Origin of the sequence: Micromonospora sp. H33 (genome assembly GCF_052068455.1) — a bacterium.
In the GTDB taxonomy this organism is placed as follows: domain Bacteria; phylum Actinomycetota; class Actinomycetes; order Mycobacteriales; family Micromonosporaceae; genus Micromonospora.
Genome location: NZ_JBQHDE010000001.1, coordinates 1,065,797 through 1,086,270, shown reverse-complemented (window position 1 = coordinate 1,086,270; position 20,474 = coordinate 1,065,797). Strand labels below are relative to the sequence as shown.

Annotated in this window: 16 protein-coding genes and 1 pseudogene; 11 read left to right on the top strand and 6 right to left on the bottom strand. The window is 74.0% G+C overall.

All coding sequences use genetic code 11. From position 1 onward, the window contains the following. Positions 1-69: 69 nt before the first annotated feature. Positions 70-903 (bottom strand): dimethylargininase, encoded by an 834-nt coding sequence (gene ddaH, locus ACTMS0_RS05125; protein WP_441153886.1) that lies wholly within the window; start codon positions 901-903, stop codon positions 70-72. A 59-nt stretch (positions 904-962) separates the two neighbouring features. Here ddaH and ACTMS0_RS05120 point away from each other — a divergent pair, with 59 nt between their 5' ends. Further along, the gene (locus ACTMS0_RS05120; protein ID WP_441153885.1) at positions 963-1,421 is read left to right on the top strand and encodes an Lrp/AsnC family transcriptional regulator; all 459 of its coding nucleotides are present in this window, start codon (positions 963-965) and stop codon (positions 1,419-1,421) included. A gap of 105 nt (positions 1,422-1,526) precedes the next feature. Beyond that, positions 1,527-3,434: a beta-propeller domain-containing protein gene (locus tag ACTMS0_RS05115; protein WP_441153884.1), complete on the top strand. Its 1,908-nt coding sequence runs from the start codon at positions 1,527-1,529 to the stop codon at positions 3,432-3,434. A gap of 85 nt (positions 3,435-3,519) precedes the next feature. Here ACTMS0_RS05115 and ACTMS0_RS05110 read toward each other — a convergent pair whose 3' ends face one another. The 3 genes from ACTMS0_RS05110 to mobA form a co-directional block, all read right to left on the bottom strand. Next, a complete protein-coding gene (locus tag ACTMS0_RS05110) occupies positions 3,520-4,614 on the bottom strand; it encodes a T3SS (YopN, CesT) and YbjN peptide-binding chaperone 1 (RefSeq protein ID WP_441153883.1) in 1,095 nt (364 codons plus the stop codon). A gap of 88 nt (positions 4,615-4,702) precedes the next feature. Further along, positions 4,703-4,969 carry a DUF6457 domain-containing protein gene (locus ACTMS0_RS05105; RefSeq protein ID WP_441153882.1) on the bottom strand — a complete coding sequence of 89 codons (267 nt, stop codon included), beginning with the start codon at positions 4,967-4,969 and terminating at the stop codon, positions 4,703-4,705. Next, positions 4,966-5,640: a molybdenum cofactor guanylyltransferase gene (mobA, locus tag ACTMS0_RS05100; RefSeq protein ID WP_441153881.1), complete on the bottom strand. Its 675-nt coding sequence runs from the start codon at positions 5,638-5,640 to the stop codon at positions 4,966-4,968. Before mobA ends, ACTMS0_RS05105 begins: the two co-directional genes overlap by 4 nt. 78 nt (positions 5,641-5,718) lie before the next feature. Between mobA and fdhD the strand changes: the two genes are divergently transcribed. The 3 genes from fdhD (at position 5,719) to ACTMS0_RS05085 (ending at position 9,884) form a co-directional block, all read left to right on the top strand. Beyond that, a complete protein-coding gene (fdhD, locus tag ACTMS0_RS05095) occupies positions 5,719-6,570 on the top strand; it encodes a formate dehydrogenase accessory sulfurtransferase FdhD (protein ID WP_441153880.1) in 852 nt (283 codons plus the stop codon). Positions 6,571-6,921: 351 nt separating this feature from the next. After that, complete coding sequence (locus ACTMS0_RS05090) at positions 6,922-9,201, top strand: Rv1355c family protein (RefSeq protein ID WP_441153879.1); 2,280 nt, start codon at positions 6,922-6,924, stop codon at positions 9,199-9,201. A gap of 2 nt (positions 9,202-9,203) precedes the next feature. After that, positions 9,204-9,884 carry a GNAT family N-acetyltransferase gene (locus tag ACTMS0_RS05085; RefSeq protein WP_441153878.1) on the top strand — a complete coding sequence of 227 codons (681 nt, stop codon included), beginning with the start codon at positions 9,204-9,206 and terminating at the stop codon, positions 9,882-9,884. 16 nt (positions 9,885-9,900) lie between these two features. Here the strand turns inward: ACTMS0_RS05085 and ACTMS0_RS05080 are convergent, their stop codons facing one another. Further along, the gene (locus ACTMS0_RS05080; RefSeq protein WP_441153877.1) at positions 9,901-10,977 is read right to left on the bottom strand and encodes a DUF4192 domain-containing protein; all 1,077 of its coding nucleotides are present in this window, start codon (positions 10,975-10,977) and stop codon (positions 9,901-9,903) included. A gap of 231 nt (positions 10,978-11,208) precedes the next feature. Here ACTMS0_RS05080 and ACTMS0_RS05075 point away from each other — a divergent pair, with 231 nt between their 5' ends. The 5 genes from ACTMS0_RS05075 to ACTMS0_RS05055 all read left to right on the top strand — a co-directional run bounded on the left by ACTMS0_RS05075 (position 11,209) and on the right by ACTMS0_RS05055 (position 17,892). Next, on the top strand, positions 11,209-12,123 hold the full coding sequence (locus ACTMS0_RS05075; protein ID WP_441153876.1) for a fructosamine kinase family protein: 915 nt from the start codon (positions 11,209-11,211) through the stop codon (positions 12,121-12,123). Beyond that, positions 12,120-13,133 carry a GTP 3',8-cyclase MoaA gene (gene moaA / locus ACTMS0_RS05070; RefSeq protein WP_441153875.1) on the top strand — a complete coding sequence of 338 codons (1,014 nt, stop codon included), beginning with the start codon at positions 12,120-12,122 and terminating at the stop codon, positions 13,131-13,133. The genes ACTMS0_RS05075 and moaA overlap by 4 nt, the downstream gene beginning before the upstream one ends. Then, complete coding sequence (locus ACTMS0_RS05065) at positions 13,130-13,384, top strand: MoaD/ThiS family protein (RefSeq protein WP_441153874.1); 255 nt, start codon at positions 13,130-13,132, stop codon at positions 13,382-13,384. The genes moaA and ACTMS0_RS05065 overlap by 4 nt, the downstream gene beginning before the upstream one ends. 13 nt (positions 13,385-13,397) lie before the next feature. Beyond that, positions 13,398-14,645: a metallophosphoesterase gene (locus tag ACTMS0_RS05060; RefSeq protein WP_441153873.1), complete on the top strand. Its 1,248-nt coding sequence runs from the start codon at positions 13,398-13,400 to the stop codon at positions 14,643-14,645. Positions 14,646-14,706: 61 nt separating this feature from the next. Then, positions 14,707-17,892 carry a UvrD-helicase domain-containing protein gene (locus ACTMS0_RS05055; RefSeq protein ID WP_441153872.1) on the top strand — a complete coding sequence of 1,062 codons (3,186 nt, stop codon included), beginning with the start codon at positions 14,707-14,709 and terminating at the stop codon, positions 17,890-17,892. 91 nt (positions 17,893-17,983) lie between these two features. On the opposite strand, the gene ACTMS0_RS05050 is transcribed toward ACTMS0_RS05055, so the two are convergent. After that, positions 17,984-18,958 carry an EamA family transporter gene (locus ACTMS0_RS05050; protein ID WP_441153871.1) on the bottom strand — a complete coding sequence of 325 codons (975 nt, stop codon included), beginning with the start codon at positions 18,956-18,958 and terminating at the stop codon, positions 17,984-17,986. A gap of 612 nt (positions 18,959-19,570) precedes the next feature. Here ACTMS0_RS05050 and ACTMS0_RS05045 point away from each other — a divergent pair. Beyond that, positions 19,571-19,855: pseudogene (locus ACTMS0_RS05045) on the top strand (LppU/SCO3897 family protein); the annotation flags it as partial. Between the last annotated feature and the right edge of the window lie 619 nt (positions 19,856-20,474).

Here is a 20,474-nt window from a genome sequence, read left to right as displayed (position 1 = left end):
ACGGCGTACGCACGCGAAAGGGCCGGCCTCCCCTCCCGGGAGGCCGGCCCTTGGCGCTCGGGGCGACGTCTAGCGGCGCAGTTCGGCGATGCAGCACTTCACGCTGCCGCCGCCCTTCTTCAGCTCGGCCAGCTCGACCGGCACCGGCTGGTATCCGGCGGCCTTCAGCTTGCCGGCGAGCCGGGTGGCCTCGCTGTTGAGCACCACGTTGCGCCCGTCGCTGACCAGGTTCAGGCCGAACGCGAGCGCATCCTCGTCGTCGGCGACGATCGCGTCCGGGAAGAGCTGGGCGAGCACCTTCTGGCTCGCGACGGAGAAGGCGCCCGGGTAGTAGACGATGTTGGTGTCGTCGATCGAGGCGAGCGCCACGTCGAGGTGGTAGAAGCGGGGGTCGACCAGCCGCAGCGAGACCACCGGTCGACCGAGCGCCTCCTGTGCCTCGACGTGGGCGGCCGGGTCGGTCCGGAAGCCGTACCCGGCGAGGATCAGGCCACCGTGCGCCTCGGGCAGGTACGCGAAGTCGCCCTCGCCCTCGTTGGTCGCGGTAGGGGCGATGAAGCGCCAGCCCTGTGCCTCGTAGAAGGCCCGGTGGGCGGCGGCCTCGGCGGTCCGCTGCTCGTGCTTGAACTGGGCGCCGTAGACGGTGCCGTCGACGACGAAGGCACCGTTGGCCGCGAACACCATGTCGGGCAGGCCCGGCTCGGGGGTGAGCTGGTGCACCTCATGGCCGAGACCGACCAGCGTCTCGCGCAGCCGGTCCCACTGCTTGACCGCCAACTCCGCGTCGACCGTGGTGGTCACGTCCATCCACGGGTTGATCGCGTACTCGACCGCGAAGTGCTCGGGCGAGCACATGAGATATGTCCGCTTTCGCGGCACTCGCTGCTGGTTCACGGTGACCAAGGGTAGGTACCGTGGAACGTGGGTAACAGCCACAACCATTGCTTCCCGGAGGCGGAACGTTGCAGATAGACGCGGTTGACCAGCGAATCATTGCGCTGCTCGTCGCCGACGCCCGAGCCTCGTACGCCGACATCGGGCAGCGGGTGTCACTCTCCGCTCCGGCGGTCAAACGACGGGTCGACCGGCTCCGCTCGACCGGTGTCATCCGGGGATTCACGGCCGTCGTCGACCCGGCCGCCGTCGGGTGGACCACCGAGGCGTTCGTGGAGCTGTTCTGCGCCGGCCGGACCACCCCCGCGCAGATCGGTGTGGCCGCCCGCCGGCACCCCGAGGTGGTCGGCGCGTACACCGTGTCCGGCGAAGCGGACGCCCTCGTCCACCTGCGCGCCGCCGACATCGCCCACCTGGAGGCAGCCCTCGAACGGCTGCGGGCCGAGTCCTTCGTGACCTCCACCCGCAGCACCATCGTGCTCTCCCGGCTGGTGGAGTCCCCCGGCGTCGGCCCGTCGGCCCGCTGAGCCGGCCCGTGGGTGTTTGCAAGGGACCCTTCCTCTACCGGAGGCGTTAAGAAGGGGCCCTTCCTTCCCGGGAACCGGGTGTCGCCCGGCGGCGTCGGAGTGGGCATGACACCGGCACGGCCAACCGTCGCGGCGGGCACGCTGCTCGCCCTCGCCCTGCTCGCGGGGAGCGCCGTGCTGCCCGCCGCCCCACCGGCGCGGACCGCCGCGCCCCGCCCGGAGCCCACCGGGCCGGCCGCCCCGGTCCGGCTCGTGTCGTTCGACTCGTGCGCCGACGCGCTGGCCGACCTGCGGGCAGCGGCCGCCGCGCACGTCGGCCCGTGGGGCTTCGCCGACGACGGGGCCGGGTGGTCGGGCCGCCGCATGCTCGACGCGGAGCCCGCGGCCGCCGGTGTGGCGGACCGAGCCAGTGCCCCGGCGTACTCCGCCACCAACGTCCACGAGCGCGGCGTCGACGAGCCGGACCTCGTCAAGACCGACGGGCGGCGGATCGTCACGGTCACCGGCGGGGTCCTCCGCGTCGTCGACCCCGCCACCCGACGGATCACCGGGCGGCTCGACCTCGCGGGCGACGGTGACACCGACCTCCGCTGGGCAAAGCACGACCTGCTTCTGCACGGCGATCGCGCCCTGGTGCTCACCGACTCGGCGATGGTCGCCCGGCCGCTGATCCGCATACCCGAGGGACGGCCCGCCGGGGCGCCCTTCGCGCCCACCCGGGTGCCCGGCACCCGGCTCGTCCTGGTCGACCTGTCCGGCGCGCCCCGCGTGCTCGGGACGTACCGGATCGAGGGCCGGACGGTCGACGCCCGGCAGACCGCTGCGACCGCCCGCGTCGTGGTCCGCTCCGGCGCCCGGGTCGCGTTCCCGGACCTGCCCGCCGCCGACGAGGCGGTCCGGACCACGGCCAACCGGGCCGCCGTCGCCGCCGCCGGCGTCGATGCCTGGCTCCCGGCGTACGAGTGGACGGCCGGAACGGAACGGCGGACCGGGCGGGTCGGCTGCGACCGGCTCAGCCGGCCGGCGACCGCCACCGGCTCCTCGGTGCTGACCGTGCTCAGCTTCGACCTCACGGCCGACCGCCTCGCCGACGGCGACCCGGTCAGCGTCGCCGCCGACGCGGACACCGTCTACGGCACCGGCGGCAGCCTCTACCTGGCCGCGCAGCGGGTCGTCGGCGGCGAGCCCCCGGGCCGGTGGCTGCGGCCGACCGGCGCCTCCGTCACGGACATCTACCAGTTCGACACCGGATCCCCCGGCCGTCCCCGGTACGTCGCCGCCGGCAGCCTGCCGGGCTGGCTCGTCAACCAGTACGCGCTGTCCGAGTGGGAGGGCCACCTGCGGGTCGCCACCACCACCGGCACCGGCGAGCGCACCTCGGAGTCCGCCGTGCACGTGCTGCGCCGGCAGGGTGCCGCGCTGGTGGTGGTCGGCGCGGTCACCGGGCTGGGTCGGGGCGAACGGATCTACTCGGTGCGCTACCTCGGCGGCACCGCGTACGTGGTGACCTTCCGGCGGACCGACCCGCTCTACGCCCTCGACCTCACCGACCACGCCGCCCCGAAGGTCACCGGCGAGCTGAAGATCACCGGGTACTCGGCGTACCTGCACCCGGTCGCGGACGGCCGGCTGCTCGGTGTCGGGCAGGAGGCCGACCGGGCCGGACGGGTACAGGGCGTCCAGGTCTCCCTCTTCGACGTACGGGACCCGGCCCGGCCGGCCCGGTTGGACCGCTGGCACCGGCCCGGCGGCTGGTCCACCGCCGAGCACGACCCGCACGCCTTCCTGTACGACCCGGGGACCGGGCTGCTCGCCGTCCCGATCGACCAGGGCGTACGCGTGTTCCGGATCTCCGGTGACACGATCACCGAGCAGGGTGCCGTGGCCCATCCGGCGGGTGCCGTCACCCGGTCACTGCTCGTCGACGGGGTGCTGTGGACCGTGTCGGACACGGGCCTGCTGGCCACCGACCCCGGCGACGCACGGAGCCTCGCCTGGCTCCCCTCGACCTGACCCTCCCTCCCCCGGTGGGTGGGGCCCGGTCATTCGGGGTTCCGGGCCTCACCCATCGTCAGGTCCTCGGCCGGAGGCCGCGCCGTCACAGGTACATGCCGGTGCGGTGTTCGCCCTGGTCGCGCTTGACCGGCTTGTCGCCCTCGCCGAAGAAGCGCTTCCCGCCGAACTCGCCGTGCAGCCGGTCGTCCAGCTCGTCGGCGAGGCCGGTCATCACCTGCACGGCGAGCATGAGGTGGGTGGCCTGGAAGTTGCGGCCGAACACCGGGATGGACGCCCAGACCGTGTCGTCGGCGCAGTAGAGCCGGCCGATCGGCATCCGGTTGGTCAGCTCGGACAGCTTCACGTACAACCGCTCGGTCGGCTCGACCTCGGTCAGCACCGGGGAGAAGACGTCGACCAGCGGCGGGTTGTCCCGGACCCGGACGAACACCATCGCCGAGCCCGCCCGGATGTTGATGTCCCCGTCGGAGTCGACCTGGAGCCGGTCGGAGTCCGACTTGAGCATCGTCGAGACGACCGTCCGGACCCGCTCGGCCAGCCCCAGCACGTCGTCCGTGGCCGGCTGGGCGGCGGCCGTGGCGTTCAGCGCCTCGTCGAGGTCGGCCTCGACGTTCCGGTCCACGCCGAACTCGCTCCGCGCGGTGCCGAGCGGCGCGCCCTCCAGCGGCTCCCCGTCGGCGTCATGGATCAGGTAGACGAGGAAGGCCGGGTGCGGGGCGCCGTAGACGTCGCGCAGCGTACGGGAGAACAGGGCCGCGAGCTGGGTCGCCTCGGCCGCGGTGCCGTCCAGGCCGAACTGCTCGCCGGAGCCCTCGACGACACCGGGCGGCGACCAGCCGAGCGCGACCATGTCCGCGACGGCTGCGCGGTCCAGCCGGTACCCCGGGGGCAGGCCGGCGTTGCCGACCGCCCGCGCGGCAAGCTTTCCGTCGGGCCCCACGTCGATGCCGATCGAGTACACGGCGTCGCCGGTGCCGGAGGCGGTCGGATCGAGGGTCAGGTCGACGTGCGCTCCGGCCGGGAGCGTACCGAGCCGCTCGCCCAGCGCCCGGGCGAACTCCCGCCAGGCCTGCGTCACCTTCACGCGCAGGTCGGCCGTGGTCGGCTCGTCGAGCAGGATCGACTCGTGCTGCTCCGGCAGGCCGCCGGCCGGCGTCGGGGGGTGGTCCGCCGTCATGATCGCCTCCGTCCGTCAAGGTCACCCTACCCACGAAACCGGGGGTACGAATCAGGGCCGACCGGGATCGGACAGCATGCGGGCGGCGTCAGGCCGGGATGTCACCGGGTTCCTGGGCACCCAGGTCGACGGGCCAGTTGGCGGCCAGGTCGCGGAGCCGGGCCGCGGCACCGCCCAGGTCCGCGCCACCGCCGACCGCGAGCCCCAGGAGGTACGCGGTGACCGGCGCACCCGGGCGCAGGACCTGGTGGGCCACGTCCTTCGCGAGGTCGAGCACGGTCGGCACCGGCACCCGGGCGGGGTCGAGGCCGAGTTCCGTGCACGCCGCCGTGACCCATTCGTCCATCACCGTCATCGTGCCCACTCCTCCGCCCGGCGTACGTCCTCGTCAGTGTCGCAGTCGAACCACGGCGGCGGGCCGTCCCCGTGCCACGGCACCTCCTGGACGGTCAGCCCGTGCAGCAGCGCCCGCAGCGGCGCCCCGGCGAGCGGTTCGTCGGCGGCGAGGCGGTCCACCGCGCCGCGCAACGCGGCGACCCGCCACACGCCGCACAGCGTCTGCCGCCGTCCGGCCTCGTCGACGAAGCACACGCCGTCGGCCCCGGTGTCGAGGTGGTGCAGCAGGTCGTCGATCGCGGCGCGGGTGAGCAGGGGCAGGTCGGCGGCGAGCAGGGCGACCACGGTCGCGTCCCCGGGCAGCAGCACCAGCCCGGCTGCGGTCGCGGCGACCGGACCACCGCCGGGCGGCTCCTCCCGGGTGACCAGCACGCCGCGCGGCACTCCGGCCGCGGGGCCGACCAGGATCCGTGGATCGGCGTCGGCGACCGCGGCCAGCACCCGGTCCCGCATGGGCCGGCCGCGGACCGGCCGGGCCGGCTTGTCCACGCCGCCCATCCGCCGGGCCGCGCCGCCGGCCAGCACCACCGCCGCGTACGCGTTCACCACGCCACCGTAGCCGCCACGTCGGCTCCTTCCGGGTCGCGTGCCGGCGGCTTCGCGGTATCCGGCCTTCCCGGATGCCGCCATGCCGCCGGCATCGGGTCGATCAACTTGCTTCCGGGAGATCGAGTGGATCACCGTGGCCGGTGCGGGCAGGATGGCGGGATGGGACGGGCGACTGACCGACGCGGCGTGCTGCGGATCGACCTCGACGCGGCGGACGGCCGCACCTCGGTCCGCCGCCGGGACACCCTCGCCGTGGAGGAGCCACTGGAGATCCGGGTCGGCCCGCCCGGTCCCGGGCAGCGGCGGCCGCTCGCGGTCACGATGCGTACCCCCGGGGACGACCTGGACCTGGCGATCGGCTTCCTGCTCACCGAGGGGCTGATCCGGTCGGCCGACGACGTGCACACCGCGCAGCTCTGCGCCGGGGCGGAGACGCCCAACACGTACAACGTGGTGGACGTCGTGCTCGCGCCCGGCGTGCCGGAACCGACCACCGACCCGGCCCGCAACTTCTACACCACCAGTTCCTGCGGCGTGTGCGGCAAGGCGAGCATCGACGCGGTGCGTACCCGGTCGCTCTTCGCGGTGGCCGACGACCCGCTGCGGGTGCCGGCGGCGGTCCTTGCCGACCTGCCGGAGCGGCTGCGCGCGGCGCAGCGCGCCTTCGACCGGACCGGCGGCCTGCACGCGGCCGGGCTGTTCACGGCGGACGGCGAGCTTGTCGTGCTGCGCGAGGACGTGGGCCGGCACAACGCCGTGGACAAGGTGGTCGGCTGGGCGGTCCGCGAGCGGCGGCTGCCGCTGGCCGGTCACGTGCTGCTGGTCAGCGGGCGGGTCAGCTTCGAGCTGACGCAGAAGGCGTGGATGGCCGGCGTACCGCTGCTCGCGGCGGTCTCCGCGCCGAGCACGCTCGCCGCCGACCTGGCCGCCGAGGCGGGGATCACCCTGGTGGGCTTCCTGCGCGGGCGCACGATGAACGTGTACGCCCACCCGGAGCGCGTCACCTCGTGATCCGGTGACCGGCGGCGCGATGCCGAGGACCCAGCCCAGTGTGCTGCCCGACGTCCGGGTGATCCAGGCGTTCAGGCGGACCAGCAGCGGCTCGATCCAGGCCGGCCAGGCCATCCGGGCCGCCAGCAGCAGCACCTGTGGTCCACCCGTGCCGTCCGGGCCATGGCCGATCGCCCGAGGCCGGGCGGCCGACCCGCCGGTGATCCCGGCCCGTTCAGCGACAGTCGATCGATGCTCGAATCGGGGGCGATGTCCTCGCTGGTGCTCGACAGCGCCGTGCGCCGTGGCGAGCGCTGGTGAGTTCCGAATTCCGACAGCTGTGATCAGCGATTCGGGCACGGGGGTCGACACATGCAACGGATGGGCACCGTCTCCCCGGCTTCGTCGCGGCCGGACGACACGTACACACCGCCGGCGATATACCGGCTGTCCCGGAGCGCCGACGTCGAGGCGCTGGTCGAACTCGAAAGCAGTGGGGCGATATTTTCCCGCCATGACCAGATAGCGCTCCAGCTGGAGAATCTGGCCCGGGTTCGGACGCCGGAGCGCGGGAAGTCCGCGGACCGCGCCGACGTCATCGCGGATCTCGTGGCCGGCGCGCCACTCGCCGAGGTCGGCGCCTGGGTGTTCTATCCCTGGTCCGGGCGGCTCGTGCACGTCCTGGACGAGCCGGAGTTCATCGAGATCCGCACGGCCGCCAACCGCAACAAGCTGACCACGGAGGAGCAGTCGCGCCTTGCCGGTAGGACGGTCGGCATCGTGGGCTTGTCGGTGGGAAACGCCGTCGCCCTGACCATGGCGCTCGAACGTTCGGCCGGTGCGATCAAGCTCGCCGACTTCGACGAGCTGGACATCTCCAACCTGAACCGCCTCCGTGCGACGGTCGGCGACCTCGGCGTCAACAAGGCGGTGCTGGCGGCTCGCCAGATCGCCGAACTCGACCCGTATCTCGATGTGCGGGTCTATGCGGGCGGGATCGACGAGTCCACCATCGACGAGTTCTTCGACGGCTCCCCGTCGCTCGACGTCCTCATCGAGGAATGCGACACGCCGTGGATCAAGGTCCTGGCGCGTGAGCACGCCCGCGCTCGTGGAATCCCGGTCGTCATGGAGTGCAGTGACCGCGGGGTGCTCGATGTCGAACGTTTCGATCTGGAGCCGCGCCGTCCGCTGCTCCACGGCCTGCTCGGCGACCTGCCCACGGGTCGCCTGCGGGACGCGGACCGGGACCTGCAACTGGCCGCGATCGCGCTGATCGTCGGTGTGGACGGCATCTCGGATCGAGTCGCGTCCTCGATGATCGAGCAGGATGTGACGCTGTCGACCTGGCCGCAGCTCGCGTCGGAGGTGAACCACGGCGGGGCGGTGGCGGCCACGGCGGCCCGGGCCATCCTGCTCGGTCACGACGTTCCATCCGGACGCCGGTACGCGGACATCCCCTACGGCATCGGGCAGACGCCCCGGCCATCCGTCCTGCCCGCGCCGGCGCCGGAACCCCGCGCCCGGGTCGAGGATCTCCCGGCGGACATGCGGGAGATCCTCGAGTTGGCGATGCGGTCCCCCTCCGGTGGCAACACGCAGCAGTGGCGGTTCGTGGTCCGTGGACGAGTGGTCGACGTGGTCCACGTCCCGGACCGCTCGGCCACCCACGCCCTGTTCGACTGCCGTGGCACGGTCCGCCGGGTCGTCATGGGGATCGTCACCGAGAGCATCGTCGTCGCCGCTCGCGCGCGCGGCCTGTCGGTCGAGGTCGAGTACGACCCGCTGGGCCCGGACGATCTCGTTCACACGAGGATCACGATCGGTGCCTCCGGCCCGGACGCCACCGGGGTGGAGCGCGCACTCGGGGACGCTCTCCGCACCCGGTGCAGCCAACGGACGCGATCCCTGGGCCGCCCGCTCACCGGTGAGGAGCGGGCTGTCCTCGAAACGGCGCTGTCGCCGTTCTCCGCGAGCGTCCGGATCGGCGACGACGAGAACGTCCGGCGGGTCTACGGTGCGGGCACGGCGATCGGGAACCGGCTCCGCCTGCTGGTCCCGGAGATGCACAAGGAGGCCTTCGACGAGTTCTACTTCGGGTCGGACGAGCCGCGGCGGCAGGACGGTGTCCCCATCGAGAACCTGCACCTGCTCCTCCCGGAACGGATCGCGCTACGCATCCTCCGGCGTCCGGAGGTGGCGCGGTTCCTGTACGGGCGTGGGGAGGGGACGCGCCTGCTGGACTACAGCCGCGCCTGGGCCGAGGGGGCGTCGGCGATCGGTGCGGTCATCGCCGCGAGCGGGAGCCGGCGGGACGTCGTCGAGGCGGGCCGTGCCGTCCAGCGATTGTGGTTGGCGGCGACATCGGCCGGCGTGGGGATGCATCCGACGACGTCGTTGATGCTGGAATCCGAGATGCTCACCGGCCGTGAGGGCGACGTCTTCACCCCGGAGGAGCGCACGGAGATCGAGACCCGCATGGCGGAGCTGCGCGCCGTCCTCGTTCCGGACACCGACGCGCCCGTCGCTCTCGTGTTCCGTCTGGTCGCCGGTCCCGACCTGCCCGACGCGGCGACGTCGCCACGCCGGCCGCTCGCCTCCCACCTGGACATCCTGCCTGCGGTCGGGTCGGCGAGGGTCCGGCAGGGCTGACGGTGAGCGTCCGACCGACCGTTCCACACGTCGACATCGAGGTCCGCTACGCGACGCCGGACGACGCCGACGGGATCGCCGCCCTCTACGACCGCGTCTACAACGGCGGCTATCCCCTCACCGAATGTACCGATCCCGCCCTCGTCCGCCGGATCGTGACGGACCAGGAACACATCTGGATGCTCGCCCTGGACCGGGGCACCGTCGTCGGTTCCAGTGTGGCCAGGCGTGATCCCGGCAACGCGAGCTACGAGCTCTGCCGGGCCGCCGTCGACCCGGATTACCGGGGACGGGCCAACTACAGTGCCGTGTTCGGCCGGACGCTTCGCGACGCCGTCGAGCGACCGGACTGCGAGGTGATCTACGGCTACGCCCGGTCGGAGCGGGCACGGAGGATGTTCAGCCGAGCCCGCCCGACCTGGGCCTGGACCGGCACCGACGGGGGCTTGCACCCGGTCGGGGACGAGCGCGAGGAACATCTCCTCGGCATGGCCTTCAACCCCGAGCGGGTGGTGACCAGGATCGTTCCGCCTCGACCGATCCTGGTCCCGGGCAGTGCGGTGGCGCGGGAAATCGGCGTGCTGACGTCGGCGACGCGGACCGGCGAGCAGATCCCGCAGCGACTCGGGCTCGACGACCGCATGGAATCGATCTACCGGAGCTTCCCCGCTGAATTCAGATGATCCGCGGAGCCGCCGCTCAGTGGGCGTCACGCCGGCGCCTCCCGCGGCGGCGGACCACACCGGGCAGCCGGACCGCGGGCCACCCGTCGAGGTGGGACGGTGGCACGCCCCGCCGGAGCAGATCGTCCAGGAGCAGCGCGAGCGAATAGTCGGGGTGCCGACCGAGCACCCGTTCGAGTGCCACCGCCGCCAACGACCCGTGGCCCGCGCGCCAGGCGGCGAAGGCGAGCAACGAGCCGGGCGCGGCGCTGAACTCCGGCTCGGCCCGGCGCAGCACGTCGGTCCAGAGCGCGATGTCGGCGTCTCGCCCGTCGGTGCGTTCCCAGGCGTGGTCGCGGACGGTCAGGTCGGTCAGGAGCACGCTCAGCCAGGCCACCTCGTCGTCGTCCAGCCGCTCACCCTTCCGGTGCCGGCGCAGGGCGACGCGGATCGCCGCCCGCCCGGCCGTGCGCACCGTACGGCCGCCGAGCACGTCGGCCGAGTCGAGCAGGTCGGCGAACCGCTGCCCGGCCCGTTCCGTGGCCCGGCGCAGGGCGGCCCGCTCCGCGCCGTCGACGGGTGCCACCTGCGCGACGAGGGTGGCCCGGTCGGGCAGGGCGACCTGACCGGCGAAGACCGCGGCTGCGGTGAGCTCGCTCGACCCGGTGTCGTACGGGGTGCCCTCGGGCGGGCAGCATTCCGGCTCGTCGCAGAGGTACGACCAGTACCGACCGTCGGTGACCCGCAGCGCGTCGAGCACGGGGATCCCGGCGTCGGCGAGGGCCACGCGGACCGCGTCGACGGCGGGGGTGACCCGGGCCGCGGGGCCGTAGCCGAGGACCGTGGCGCGGTCGGCGACCTGCCGGGCCACCACCGCGGCCAGGTGCCGGGCCGGCTCATCCACTGGCCGGGCCGGCTCGGCCATGCGTCGGGCGGAATCGACGGGTTCCCGCAGATCCGGCAGATCCGACCGGGCGGCGAAGGTGACCCGCTTGCCCTGCATGGCCACCACGACCACGCTGTCGGCGGGGTGGAACCCGAGCAGGTAGGGCACGGCGGCGATCAGGTCGCCGGGGGACCGGACGGAGAGCCGAGGGACATCGGTCGAGTTCATGCACGGCAGCCTGCGCGGCGCGACCACCCCTCGTCCGCCCCTGTGGACGACACACGGGTTATCCACAACTACAGACCGTAACAACCCAGCTCAGAGCGCATCCAGACCGTCCGCGCCAGGAACACCAGGAAGATCTTGGAAGGAAACGGCCCCCGGAGGGGCCGGAATCTTCCAAGATCTGCGGGAGGAGCCGCCCCGACCGGCAGCCGCCACCCGCTACCGTCCCAAGGCATGGATCTGGCGTACCTGCGGGCGCATCCGGAGCATCTGCCGACCTTCCTGACCCATCAGCGGATCCGGGAGACGCCCGTCTCGGGAGGCGACATCTGCGCCGCCTCCCGCCTCACCCTGGACGACGGGCACTCGGTGTTCGCCAAGACCTGGCCGGAGCACGCCAGCCGGCAACGACCGGACCACTTCTTCGCCACCGAGGCGGCCGGGCTGCGCTGGCTGCGGAAGGCGGGCGCGGTCGCCGTACCGGAGGTGATCGTGGCGCTGCCCGACCTGCTGGCGCTGGAGTGGGTCGACCCGGGCGAGCCGAGCTCTGAAGCGGCCGAGCGCTTCGGCCGGGAGCTGGCCGCGCTGCACCGGGCCGGCGCACCCGCCTTCGGCGCCGACTGGCCGGGCTTCATCGGCGCGCTGCCGGCGGACAACACCCCCGACGAGGGCCCCTGGTCGCGCTGGTTCGCCGAGCGCCGGCTGGTCCCGTACCTGCGGATGTCGATCGACAACGGCGCGCTCGGCCCGGCGGAGCAGGCCCTGGTGGAGCAGGTCGCGACCCGGACCGGGCACCTGGGCGGCGACGAGCCGCCGGCCCGCGTCCACGGCGACCTGTGGCCGGGCAACGTGCTGTGGGGCGCGGACGACCGGGCATGGCTGGTCGACCCGGCGGCGCACGGCGGGCACCGGGAGACCGACCTCGCCCAGCTCGCGCTCTTCGGCGGCGCACCGCACCTGGACCGCATCCTGGCCGCCTACCAGGAGGTGTGGCCGCTGACCGACGGATGGCGGGAGCGGGTCCCGCTGCACCAGCTCCACCTGATGCTGGTGCACACCGCGCTGTTCGGCTCGGCGTACCGGGATGCGGTCGCTCACACCGCCCGGGCCGCCCTGAGCGGGCGCGGTCGCGCTACCGTCGACGGGTGAGCGTCGCCCTACCGACCGACGGCGTCCTCGTCGACCGGTACGGCCGCGTCGCCCGGGACCTCCGAGTCTCCCTGACCGACAAGTGCAACCTGCGCTGCACGTACTGCATGCCGGCCGAGGGGCTGCCCTGGCTCGCCGGGCCGCAGCTGCTCGACGACGACGAGGTGATCCGGCTGATCCGGGTCGCGGTGACCCGGCTCGGGGTGACCGAGGTGCGGTTCACCGGCGGCGAGCCGCTGATCCGGCCCGGGTTGGTCGGCATCGTCACGGCGGTGGCGGCGATGAGCCCCCGCCCGCGGATCTCGCTCACCACCAACGGCATCGGACTGGACCGGCTGGCGCCCACCCTGCGCGCCGCCGGCCTCGACCGGGTGAACGTCTCGCTGGACACGCTGGACCGGGAGCGGTTCACCCGGCTGACCCGACGGGACCGGCTCGACGCCGTGCTCGCCGGGATGGCCGGCGCGGCGGCGGCCGGGCTCACGCCGGTCAAGGTCAACGCGGTGCTGATGCGGGGCGTCAACGACGACGAGGCTCCGGCGCTGCTCCGGTTCGCCCTCGACCACGGCTACGAGCTGCGGTTCATCGAGCAGATGCCACTCGACGCCCAGCACGGCTGGGACCGGGCGAGCATGGTCACCGCCGACGAGATCCTGGCCACGCTGCGGTCCGCGTACGACCTGATCCCTGACCCGGCCGAGCGCGGCGCGGCACCGGCCGAGACCTGGCTGGTCGACGGCGGCCCGGCGCGCGTCGGCGTGATCGCCAGCGTCACCCGGCCCTTCTGCGGCGACTGCGACCGCACCCGGCTCACCGCCGACGGGCAGGTCCGCAACTGCCTCTTCGCCACGGAGGAGTCCGACCTGCGCGGGGCGCTGCGCTCCGGCGCGGACGACGACGAGCTGGCCCGGCGCTGGCGCGCCGCCATGTGGGGCAAGCGGGCCGGCCACGGCATCGACGACCCGACCTTCCTGCAACCCACCCGGCCGATGTCGGCGATCGGAGGTTGACCGTGCCGACCGTCACCGTCCGTTACTTCGCCGGGGCGCGGGCTGCCGCCGGCCGGGCCGAGGAGACCGCATCCGCCGGCCGGTCGCTGGACGAACTCCTGACCGAGCTCACGGACCGGCACGGCGAGCGGCTCGCCGCCGTGCTGCGCGCAGCGAGTTTCCTGGTCGACGGCGTGACCTGTCATGATCGTCGGGCACCGCTGCCGGCGGGGGTCACGATCGACGTCCTACCGCCCTTCGCGGGCGGCTGAGGGAGGCTCAACCTTGTTGGCGGTTCTCGGGTTCGTCGCCACCCTGGCGCTGATCACCGGTCTGATCCACCTCTACCTGTGGAAGCGGCTGGTGCGCGACACCACCACGCCGGGCCGCTGGCGACGGATCGGCTCCATCACCGTGCTGGTGCTCGCGCTGCTCGTACCGGCCACCATGGTCGGCACCCGCGCCGGCGCGTACTGGCTCGCCTGGCCCGGGTACCTCTGGCTCGCGGTCATGTTCTACCTGCTGGTCCTGCTGGCGGCGCTGGAGATCCCGATGCTGGTGACCCGGCTGGTGCTGCGCCGCCGGGTCGTGGCCGCGGAACCCGCGGCCGCCGCGCCCGAGCCCGCCCTGGTCGGGGCCGCCGGCCCGGCCGACCCGCCGGCCGCCGCGGCGGTCGGGCAACCGGACCACGACCCCGCCCGCCGGTTGCTGCTCGCGCGCGGGGCGGCCATCTTCGCCGGGCTCACCGCAACCGGCCTGACCGGGTACGGCGTCCGCACCGCCCTCGGCCCGCCGCAGCTGGACCGGGTGCGGATCCCCCTGGCCAAGCTGCCCCGGAGCATGGACGGCCTGCGCATCGCCACGGTCTCCGACATCCATCTCGGCCCGCTGCGCGGGCGCGAGCACACCGAGCGGATCGTCGCCGCCATCAACCGGTTGGACGCCGACATCGTCGCGGTCGTCGGCGATCTGGTCGACGGCACGGTCGCCGAGCTGGGCGAGGCGGCGGCGCCCCTGCGCGGCCTGCGCTCCCGGTACGGCAGCTACTTCGTCACCGGCAACCACGAGTACTACTCCGGCGTCGAGGAGTGGGTGGCCGAGGTGGACCGGCTCGGTCTACGGGTCCTCCAGAACCGGCGGGTGGAGATCGCCGCCCGGGGCGGCGTGCTCGACCTGGCCGGGGTCAACGACGCCGGTCAGCTCGACGGGATCGGCGTGGCGGCACCGCCGGACTACGCCGCCGCGCTCGGCGACCGCGACCCGAGCCGCCCGGTGGTGCTCCTCGCGCACCAGCCCGTCGCGGCCTTCGAGGCGGCGAAGTACGGCGTCGACCTGCAACTGTCCGGCCACACCCACGGCGGCCAGATCGTGCCGTTCAACTACCTGGTCCGGCTCGAACAGCCGGTGGTCTCCGGCCTCGGCGAGGTCGACGGCACGAAGGTGTACGTGACCAACGGCGCCGGGTTCTGGGGTCCCCCCGTCCGGGTCGGCGCCGAGCCGCAGATCTCCCTCGTCGAGCTGCGCTCGGCATAGCGCAGCTCACCCCCGAGCGTGGCGGCGGGCGTACGGTGTGAGCGGCGTGGCAGGATGCGGCGTGCCTCCGATCAGCGCCGCACCCCCCGGTGGCCTCCCGCCCTTCGTCGCGGACCTGCACATCCACTCGAAGTACTCGCGCGCGTGCAGCCGTGACCTCACCCTGCCGAACCTCGGCTGGTGGGCCCGGCGCAAGGGCGTCGCCGTGCTCGGCACCGGTGACTTCACCCACCCGGCCTGGTACGACCACCTCCGCGAGACCCTGCACCCGGCCGAGCCCGGCCTCCACCGGCTGAGCCCGGAGGCCGAGCGGGACATCGCGCGCCGGCTGCCGCCGCGGCTCGCCAGCGAGGCGGAGACCGACCCGGTCCGGTTCATGCTCAGCGTCGAGATCTCCACGATCTACAAGCGCGACGACCGGACGCGCAAGGTGCACCACCTGATCTACCTGCCCGACCTGGACGCGGTGGCCCGCTTCAACACGGCGCTCGGGCGGATCGGCAACCTCGGCTCGGACGGCCGACCGATCCTCGGCCTCGACTCCCGGGACCTGCTGGAGATCACCCTCGAGGCGAGCCCGGACGGGTACCTGGTGCCCGCTCACATCTGGACGCCGTGGTTCTCCGCACTCGGCTCCAAGTCCGGCTTCGACGCCATCGCTGACTGCTACGCCGACCTCGCCGAGCACATCTTCGCGGTGGAGACCGGGCTCTCCTCCGACCCCGAGATGAACTGGCGGGTCGGCAGCCTCGACGGCTACCAGCTCGTGTCGAACTCCGACGCCCACTCCCCGCCGGCACTCGCCCGGGAGGCGACGGTGTTCAGCTCGGGCCGCGACTACTTCGCCATCCGCGAGGCACTGCGGACCGGCGACGGGCTGGCCGGGACGATCGAGTTCTTCCCGGAGGAGGGGAAGTACCACGCGGACGGCCACCGGCTCTGCGGCGTCAACTGGGCGCCGGAGCGGACCCGGGCCGCCGGCGGGCGCTGCCCGGAGTGCGGCAAGCCGCTGACCGTCGGCGTCCTCAGCCGGGTCGAGGACCTGGCCGACCGGCCCGAGGGGCACCGGCCGGCGCACGCCCGCGACGTCACCCACCTGGTGCCGCTCGCCGAGATCCTCGGCGAGATCAACAAGGTGGGCGCCCGGTCGAAGAGGGTCGAGGGCAAGCTCAACGACCTGGTCGCCGCGCTCGGCCCGGAGCTGGAGATCCTCACCCGTACGCCGCTGGACGAGATCGGCCGGGTCGGCGGCGAGCTGCTCGCCGAGGGGATCGGCCGGCTGCGCCGCGGCGAGGTCCACCGGGTGCCGGGCTACGACGGCGAGTACGGCGTCATCACGCTCTTCGACCCGGCCGAGCTGGGCGGCGGCGGTACGCCGGCCGCGCAGGAGACGCTGTTCGACGTACCCGTGCCGGCGCAGCGTCGGCCCGTGGAGCCGACGCCGAAGCCGAAGGCCCGGCGCCCGGCGGCGAAGCCGGAGCCGAAGCGCGCGGCGCCGCCCCCACCCCCGATCGCGCCGCCGCCCTCACCGCACGAACCGTTCGAGCCGATGCTGTCCGGCATGGAGGAGGTCGGCACCGGCCTGCTCGACCGGCTGGACGCGATGCAGCGGGTCGCCGCCTCCGCGCCGGGCGGGCCGCTGCTGATCGTGGCCGGCCCGGGCACCGGCAAGACCCGCACCCTGACCCACCGGATCGCGTACCTGTGCGCGGAGCTGAACGTCTTCCCGGAGCACTGCCTGGCGATCACGTTCACCCGCCGGGCCGCCGAGGAGCTGCGGCACCGCCTGGACGGGCTGCTCGGACCGGTCGCCGAGGACGTCACCGTCGGCACGTTCCACTCGGTGGGCCTCCAGATCCTGCGGGAGAACGCCGACGCCGCCGGGCTGCCGGCGGACTTCCGGATCGCCGACGACGCCGACCGGGCGGCGGCCCGGGTGGAGGCGGGCGACGACCGCGACGCGTACGTGGCGCTGCTGCGCAAGCAGGACCTGGTGGACCTGGACGAGCTGCTCACGCTCCCGCTGGCGCTGCTGCGGGCCGACCGGAAGTTGGCGCAGGCGTACCGGGACCGGTGGCGGTGGATCTTCGTCGACGAGTACCAGGACGTCGACGAGGTGCAGTACGAGTTGCTGCGGCTGCTCAGCCCCGCCGACGGCAACCTCTGCGCCATCGGCGACCCCGACCAGGCCATCTACTCCTTCCGGGGCGCCGACGTCGGGTACTTCCTGCGCTTCTCGCAGGACTTCACCGACGCCCGGCTGGTGCGGCTGAACCGCAACTACCGCTCGTCGGCCCCGATCCTGGCCGCCGCGGTGCAGGCGATCGCACCGTCGTCGCTGGTCCGGGGCCGCCGGCTGGACCCGGCCCGGCTGGACCCCGAGGCCCCGCTGGTCGGCCGGTACGCCGCCAGCTCCGTCGCCGACGAGGCCGACTTCGTCGTCCGTACGGTCGACGAACTGGTCGGCGGGCTCTCGCACCGCTCGCTGGACTCGGGGCGGATCGACGGGCGGACGACCACGCTGTCGTTCTCCGACATCGCGGTGCTCTACCGCACCGACTCCCAGGCGGCACCGATCGTGGACGCGCTGTCCCGGGCGAACATCCCGGTGCAGAAGCGCTCGCACGACCGGCTGCGGGACCGGCCCGGGGTGGCCGCCATCGCGCGCGAGCTGCGGCACGCCGGGGGCCTCGGTGGTGGCCTGCCGGCCCGGGTACGCCTCGCCGGCCAGGTGGTCGCCGAGCGGTTCGCCACGCCGACCCTCGACGGCTCGGGCACGGTCCGGCCGGAGGACGTACGGGTGGCGGTCGACCTGCTCACCCCGCTGGCCCGGCGCTGCGGCGAGGACCTGGAGCTGTTCCTGTCCCAGCTCGCCACCGGCGCGGAGGTGGACGCGCTCGACCCGCGCGCCGAGGCGGTCACGCTGCTCACCCTGCACGCCGCCAAGGGGCTGGAGTTCCCGGTGGTCTTCCTGGTCGGCGCCGAGGACGGGCTGCTGCCGCTGCGCTGGCCCGGAACGGAGACCGACGACGAGGCGGTCGCCGAGGAGCGGCGGCTCTTCTTCGTCGGCCTGACCCGGGCCCAGGACCGCCTCTACGTCAGCCACGCCGCCCGGCGGATCCGGCAGGGCGCGGAGCGGGACTGCCGCCCGTCCCCGTTCCTCGACACGATCGACCCGGGCCTCTTCGAACGCCTCGGCGAGACGGAACCCCGCCGCCCGAGGGACCGCCAGCTCCGCCTGATCTGACACCAGGCCCCCGCGATCTTGCACTTTCGGCCCTCGGAACGCACCTTGTGTGGCCTTTGCCCGGGCACCAAGTGCAAGATCGCGGGGTGGCTCAGCGGCGGGGCGGGCGTTCCGTCGTGACCACCAGGGCGACGCCCGCGACGATCACGGCACCGCCCAGCAGCACCTGGGGGGTGACCGGTTCCGCCACCAGCAGCGCGCCGAGCGCCACCGCGACCACCGGATTGACGTACGCGTACGTGCTGACCAGCGAGATCGGGGCGTGGTGCAGCAGCCAGACGTACGCGGTGAAGGCCACCAGTGAGCCGAACACCATCAGGTACGCCAGCGCCCACCACGACCGCGCGGTGACCGCGCCCGGATCGAAGCCGCGCAGCTCACCACGCCCCACCGCGAGCACGGCCAGCACCGCCGCACCGGCGAACATCTCGTACACCGTGGCGACGAACGGGTCCGCCGGCATCGGCAGCCGCCCGGCAAGGAACGAACCGACCGACCAGCTCGTGGCCGCAGCGACCACGGTCAGCGCGCCGACCAGTGGCACCGCGTCCACCCCGCCGGCCGGCAGCACCAGCAGGACCAGGCCGGCGAAGCCCAGCGTCACCCCGCCGATCGTGGCGAGCCCCGGCCGGTCGCCGGTGGCGGAGCGCAGCAGCACCACCAGCAGGGGCACGGTGGCCACGAACAGCGCGGCGATCCCGGACGGCACGGCCACGCCCGGCGGGCCGGACTCGGCGAGCACCACGAGCCCGTTGCCCCCGGCCAGCAGGAGCACCCCGACCAGCGCGGCGGAGCGGAGCTGGCGCCGGTCGACCCGCAGGGCACCGGGACCGCGGCGCAGCCGCAGCACGGCCGCGAGGACCAGGCCGGCAGCGGCGAAGCGGAGCGCCGCCGAGCCCAGCGGCGGCAGCGACTCCACGGCGATCCGGATGCCCAGGTAGGTCGAGCCCCAGAGGACGTACACCAGCAGCAGCGCCGTCCAGACGAGCGCGGGCGTCGCGCCGGGCCCACCGGAGACGGCGGCCGGGCCGGTGGTCGCTGTCGCACTCGGCGGAGGTGAGCTCATCGCACCGTCACGCTACGGTGGCGGGGATGTTGGCGTCCCGCAGAGGTGGCCGGCCTCTCACTCGTGCAGGAGGCGCGCATGGCGAACTACGGACCACCGGACGGCACCGCCGGCGAGCCGTGGCGGGGCCGGCGCGCCGAGGACGCGTACGGGCCGCCGGAGCGCGGGTGGCGGGACGCGTATCCGCCGGGCCCGAACCCCGGCACCTACCCCCCGGGGTACGACAGCCCGCCGCGCCACGACACACCGCACGCCGGCTCGACCGGGTACGGCCCGCAGCAGGGGTACGGCCCGCAGCAGGGGTACGGCGCGGAGCCGTACCGCCCGGCGTACTCGCCCTGGTCGGCGCCCGCCGACGGACCGGCCGGGGACTCGGGCGGCCCGGGCGGGCACTCGGGCGGCCCAAGCGGCTACGTCGGTGACCCGGCTCCCCCCTCCCGGCCGTCCCGTGGCAGGGGCCGGCTGGTCGCGGTGCTCGCCGCCGTCCTGCTGCTGGTGCTCGGCGGCGGGGCGGCGATCCTCTACCTGCTCGGCCAGGACGACACCGCACCACCGTCGGCGTCGCCGACGGCTGCGGCGGCCGCCGGGTCGTCCGGACCGGCCGGCCCGGGCAGCCCGGCGCCCAGCGTCGCGGCCCCCGAGTCGTCGGCCGACCCCCGTTTCGTCAAGGTCGGTCAGTGCGTCCGCAACGACGGGCCGGCCGGCGGGAAGCCCAAGCTGCTGATCAGCGAGTGCGCCACGAAGACGTACGAGGTGCTGCACCGCGTCGACGGTCCCACCAGCGGTGAGAAGGACGCGGCGGCGAAGTGCGCGAAGGTCGACGACTACACCAACTGGTACTTCTTCGACAGCGAACTGGACACCCTCGACTTCGTGCTCTGCCTGAAGCAGCGCTGAGCCACCGCACCCCTTGGGAAGAGAGATGACCACGTACGGATCAGCCGGCCCGCCGGACGACGAGACCCAGCGCCAGCCCGCCCCTCCGGACGGGTCGCCGCCGCCGGCCGGCACGCCGGAACCACCGACCGTTCCCCAGTGGGACGCGCCGCGGTCCGACGCCGACCCGACCGTTGCGCAGTGGGCGCGACCGCCGGCCGGCGACGACCCGACGGTCCAGCAGCCGGGCCAGCCGGATGAGCCCACTGTTCGGCAGCCCGGCCGGCCGGCCGGCGAGCCCACCGTTCAGCAATGGAGCCAACCGCAGCCGGGCACCGACCCGACGCTGCCGCAGTGGGGTCGACCGCCGGCCGGCGGCCACCCGCAGCCTCCCGCGTCCGGCTCGGGCTTCCCGCCACCTCCCGCGTCCGGCTCGGGCTTCCCGCCACCTCCCGCGTCCGGCTCGGGCTTCCCGCCACCTCCCGCGTCCGGCTCGGGCTTCCCGCCACCTCCCGCGTCCGGCTCGGGCTTCCCGCCACCTCCCGCGTCCGGCTCGGGCTTCCCGCCACCTCCCGCGTCGGGCGCCGGCTATCCGCCGCCGGTCTCCGGCTCCGGGTTTCCGCCGCCCGGGCCGTACCCG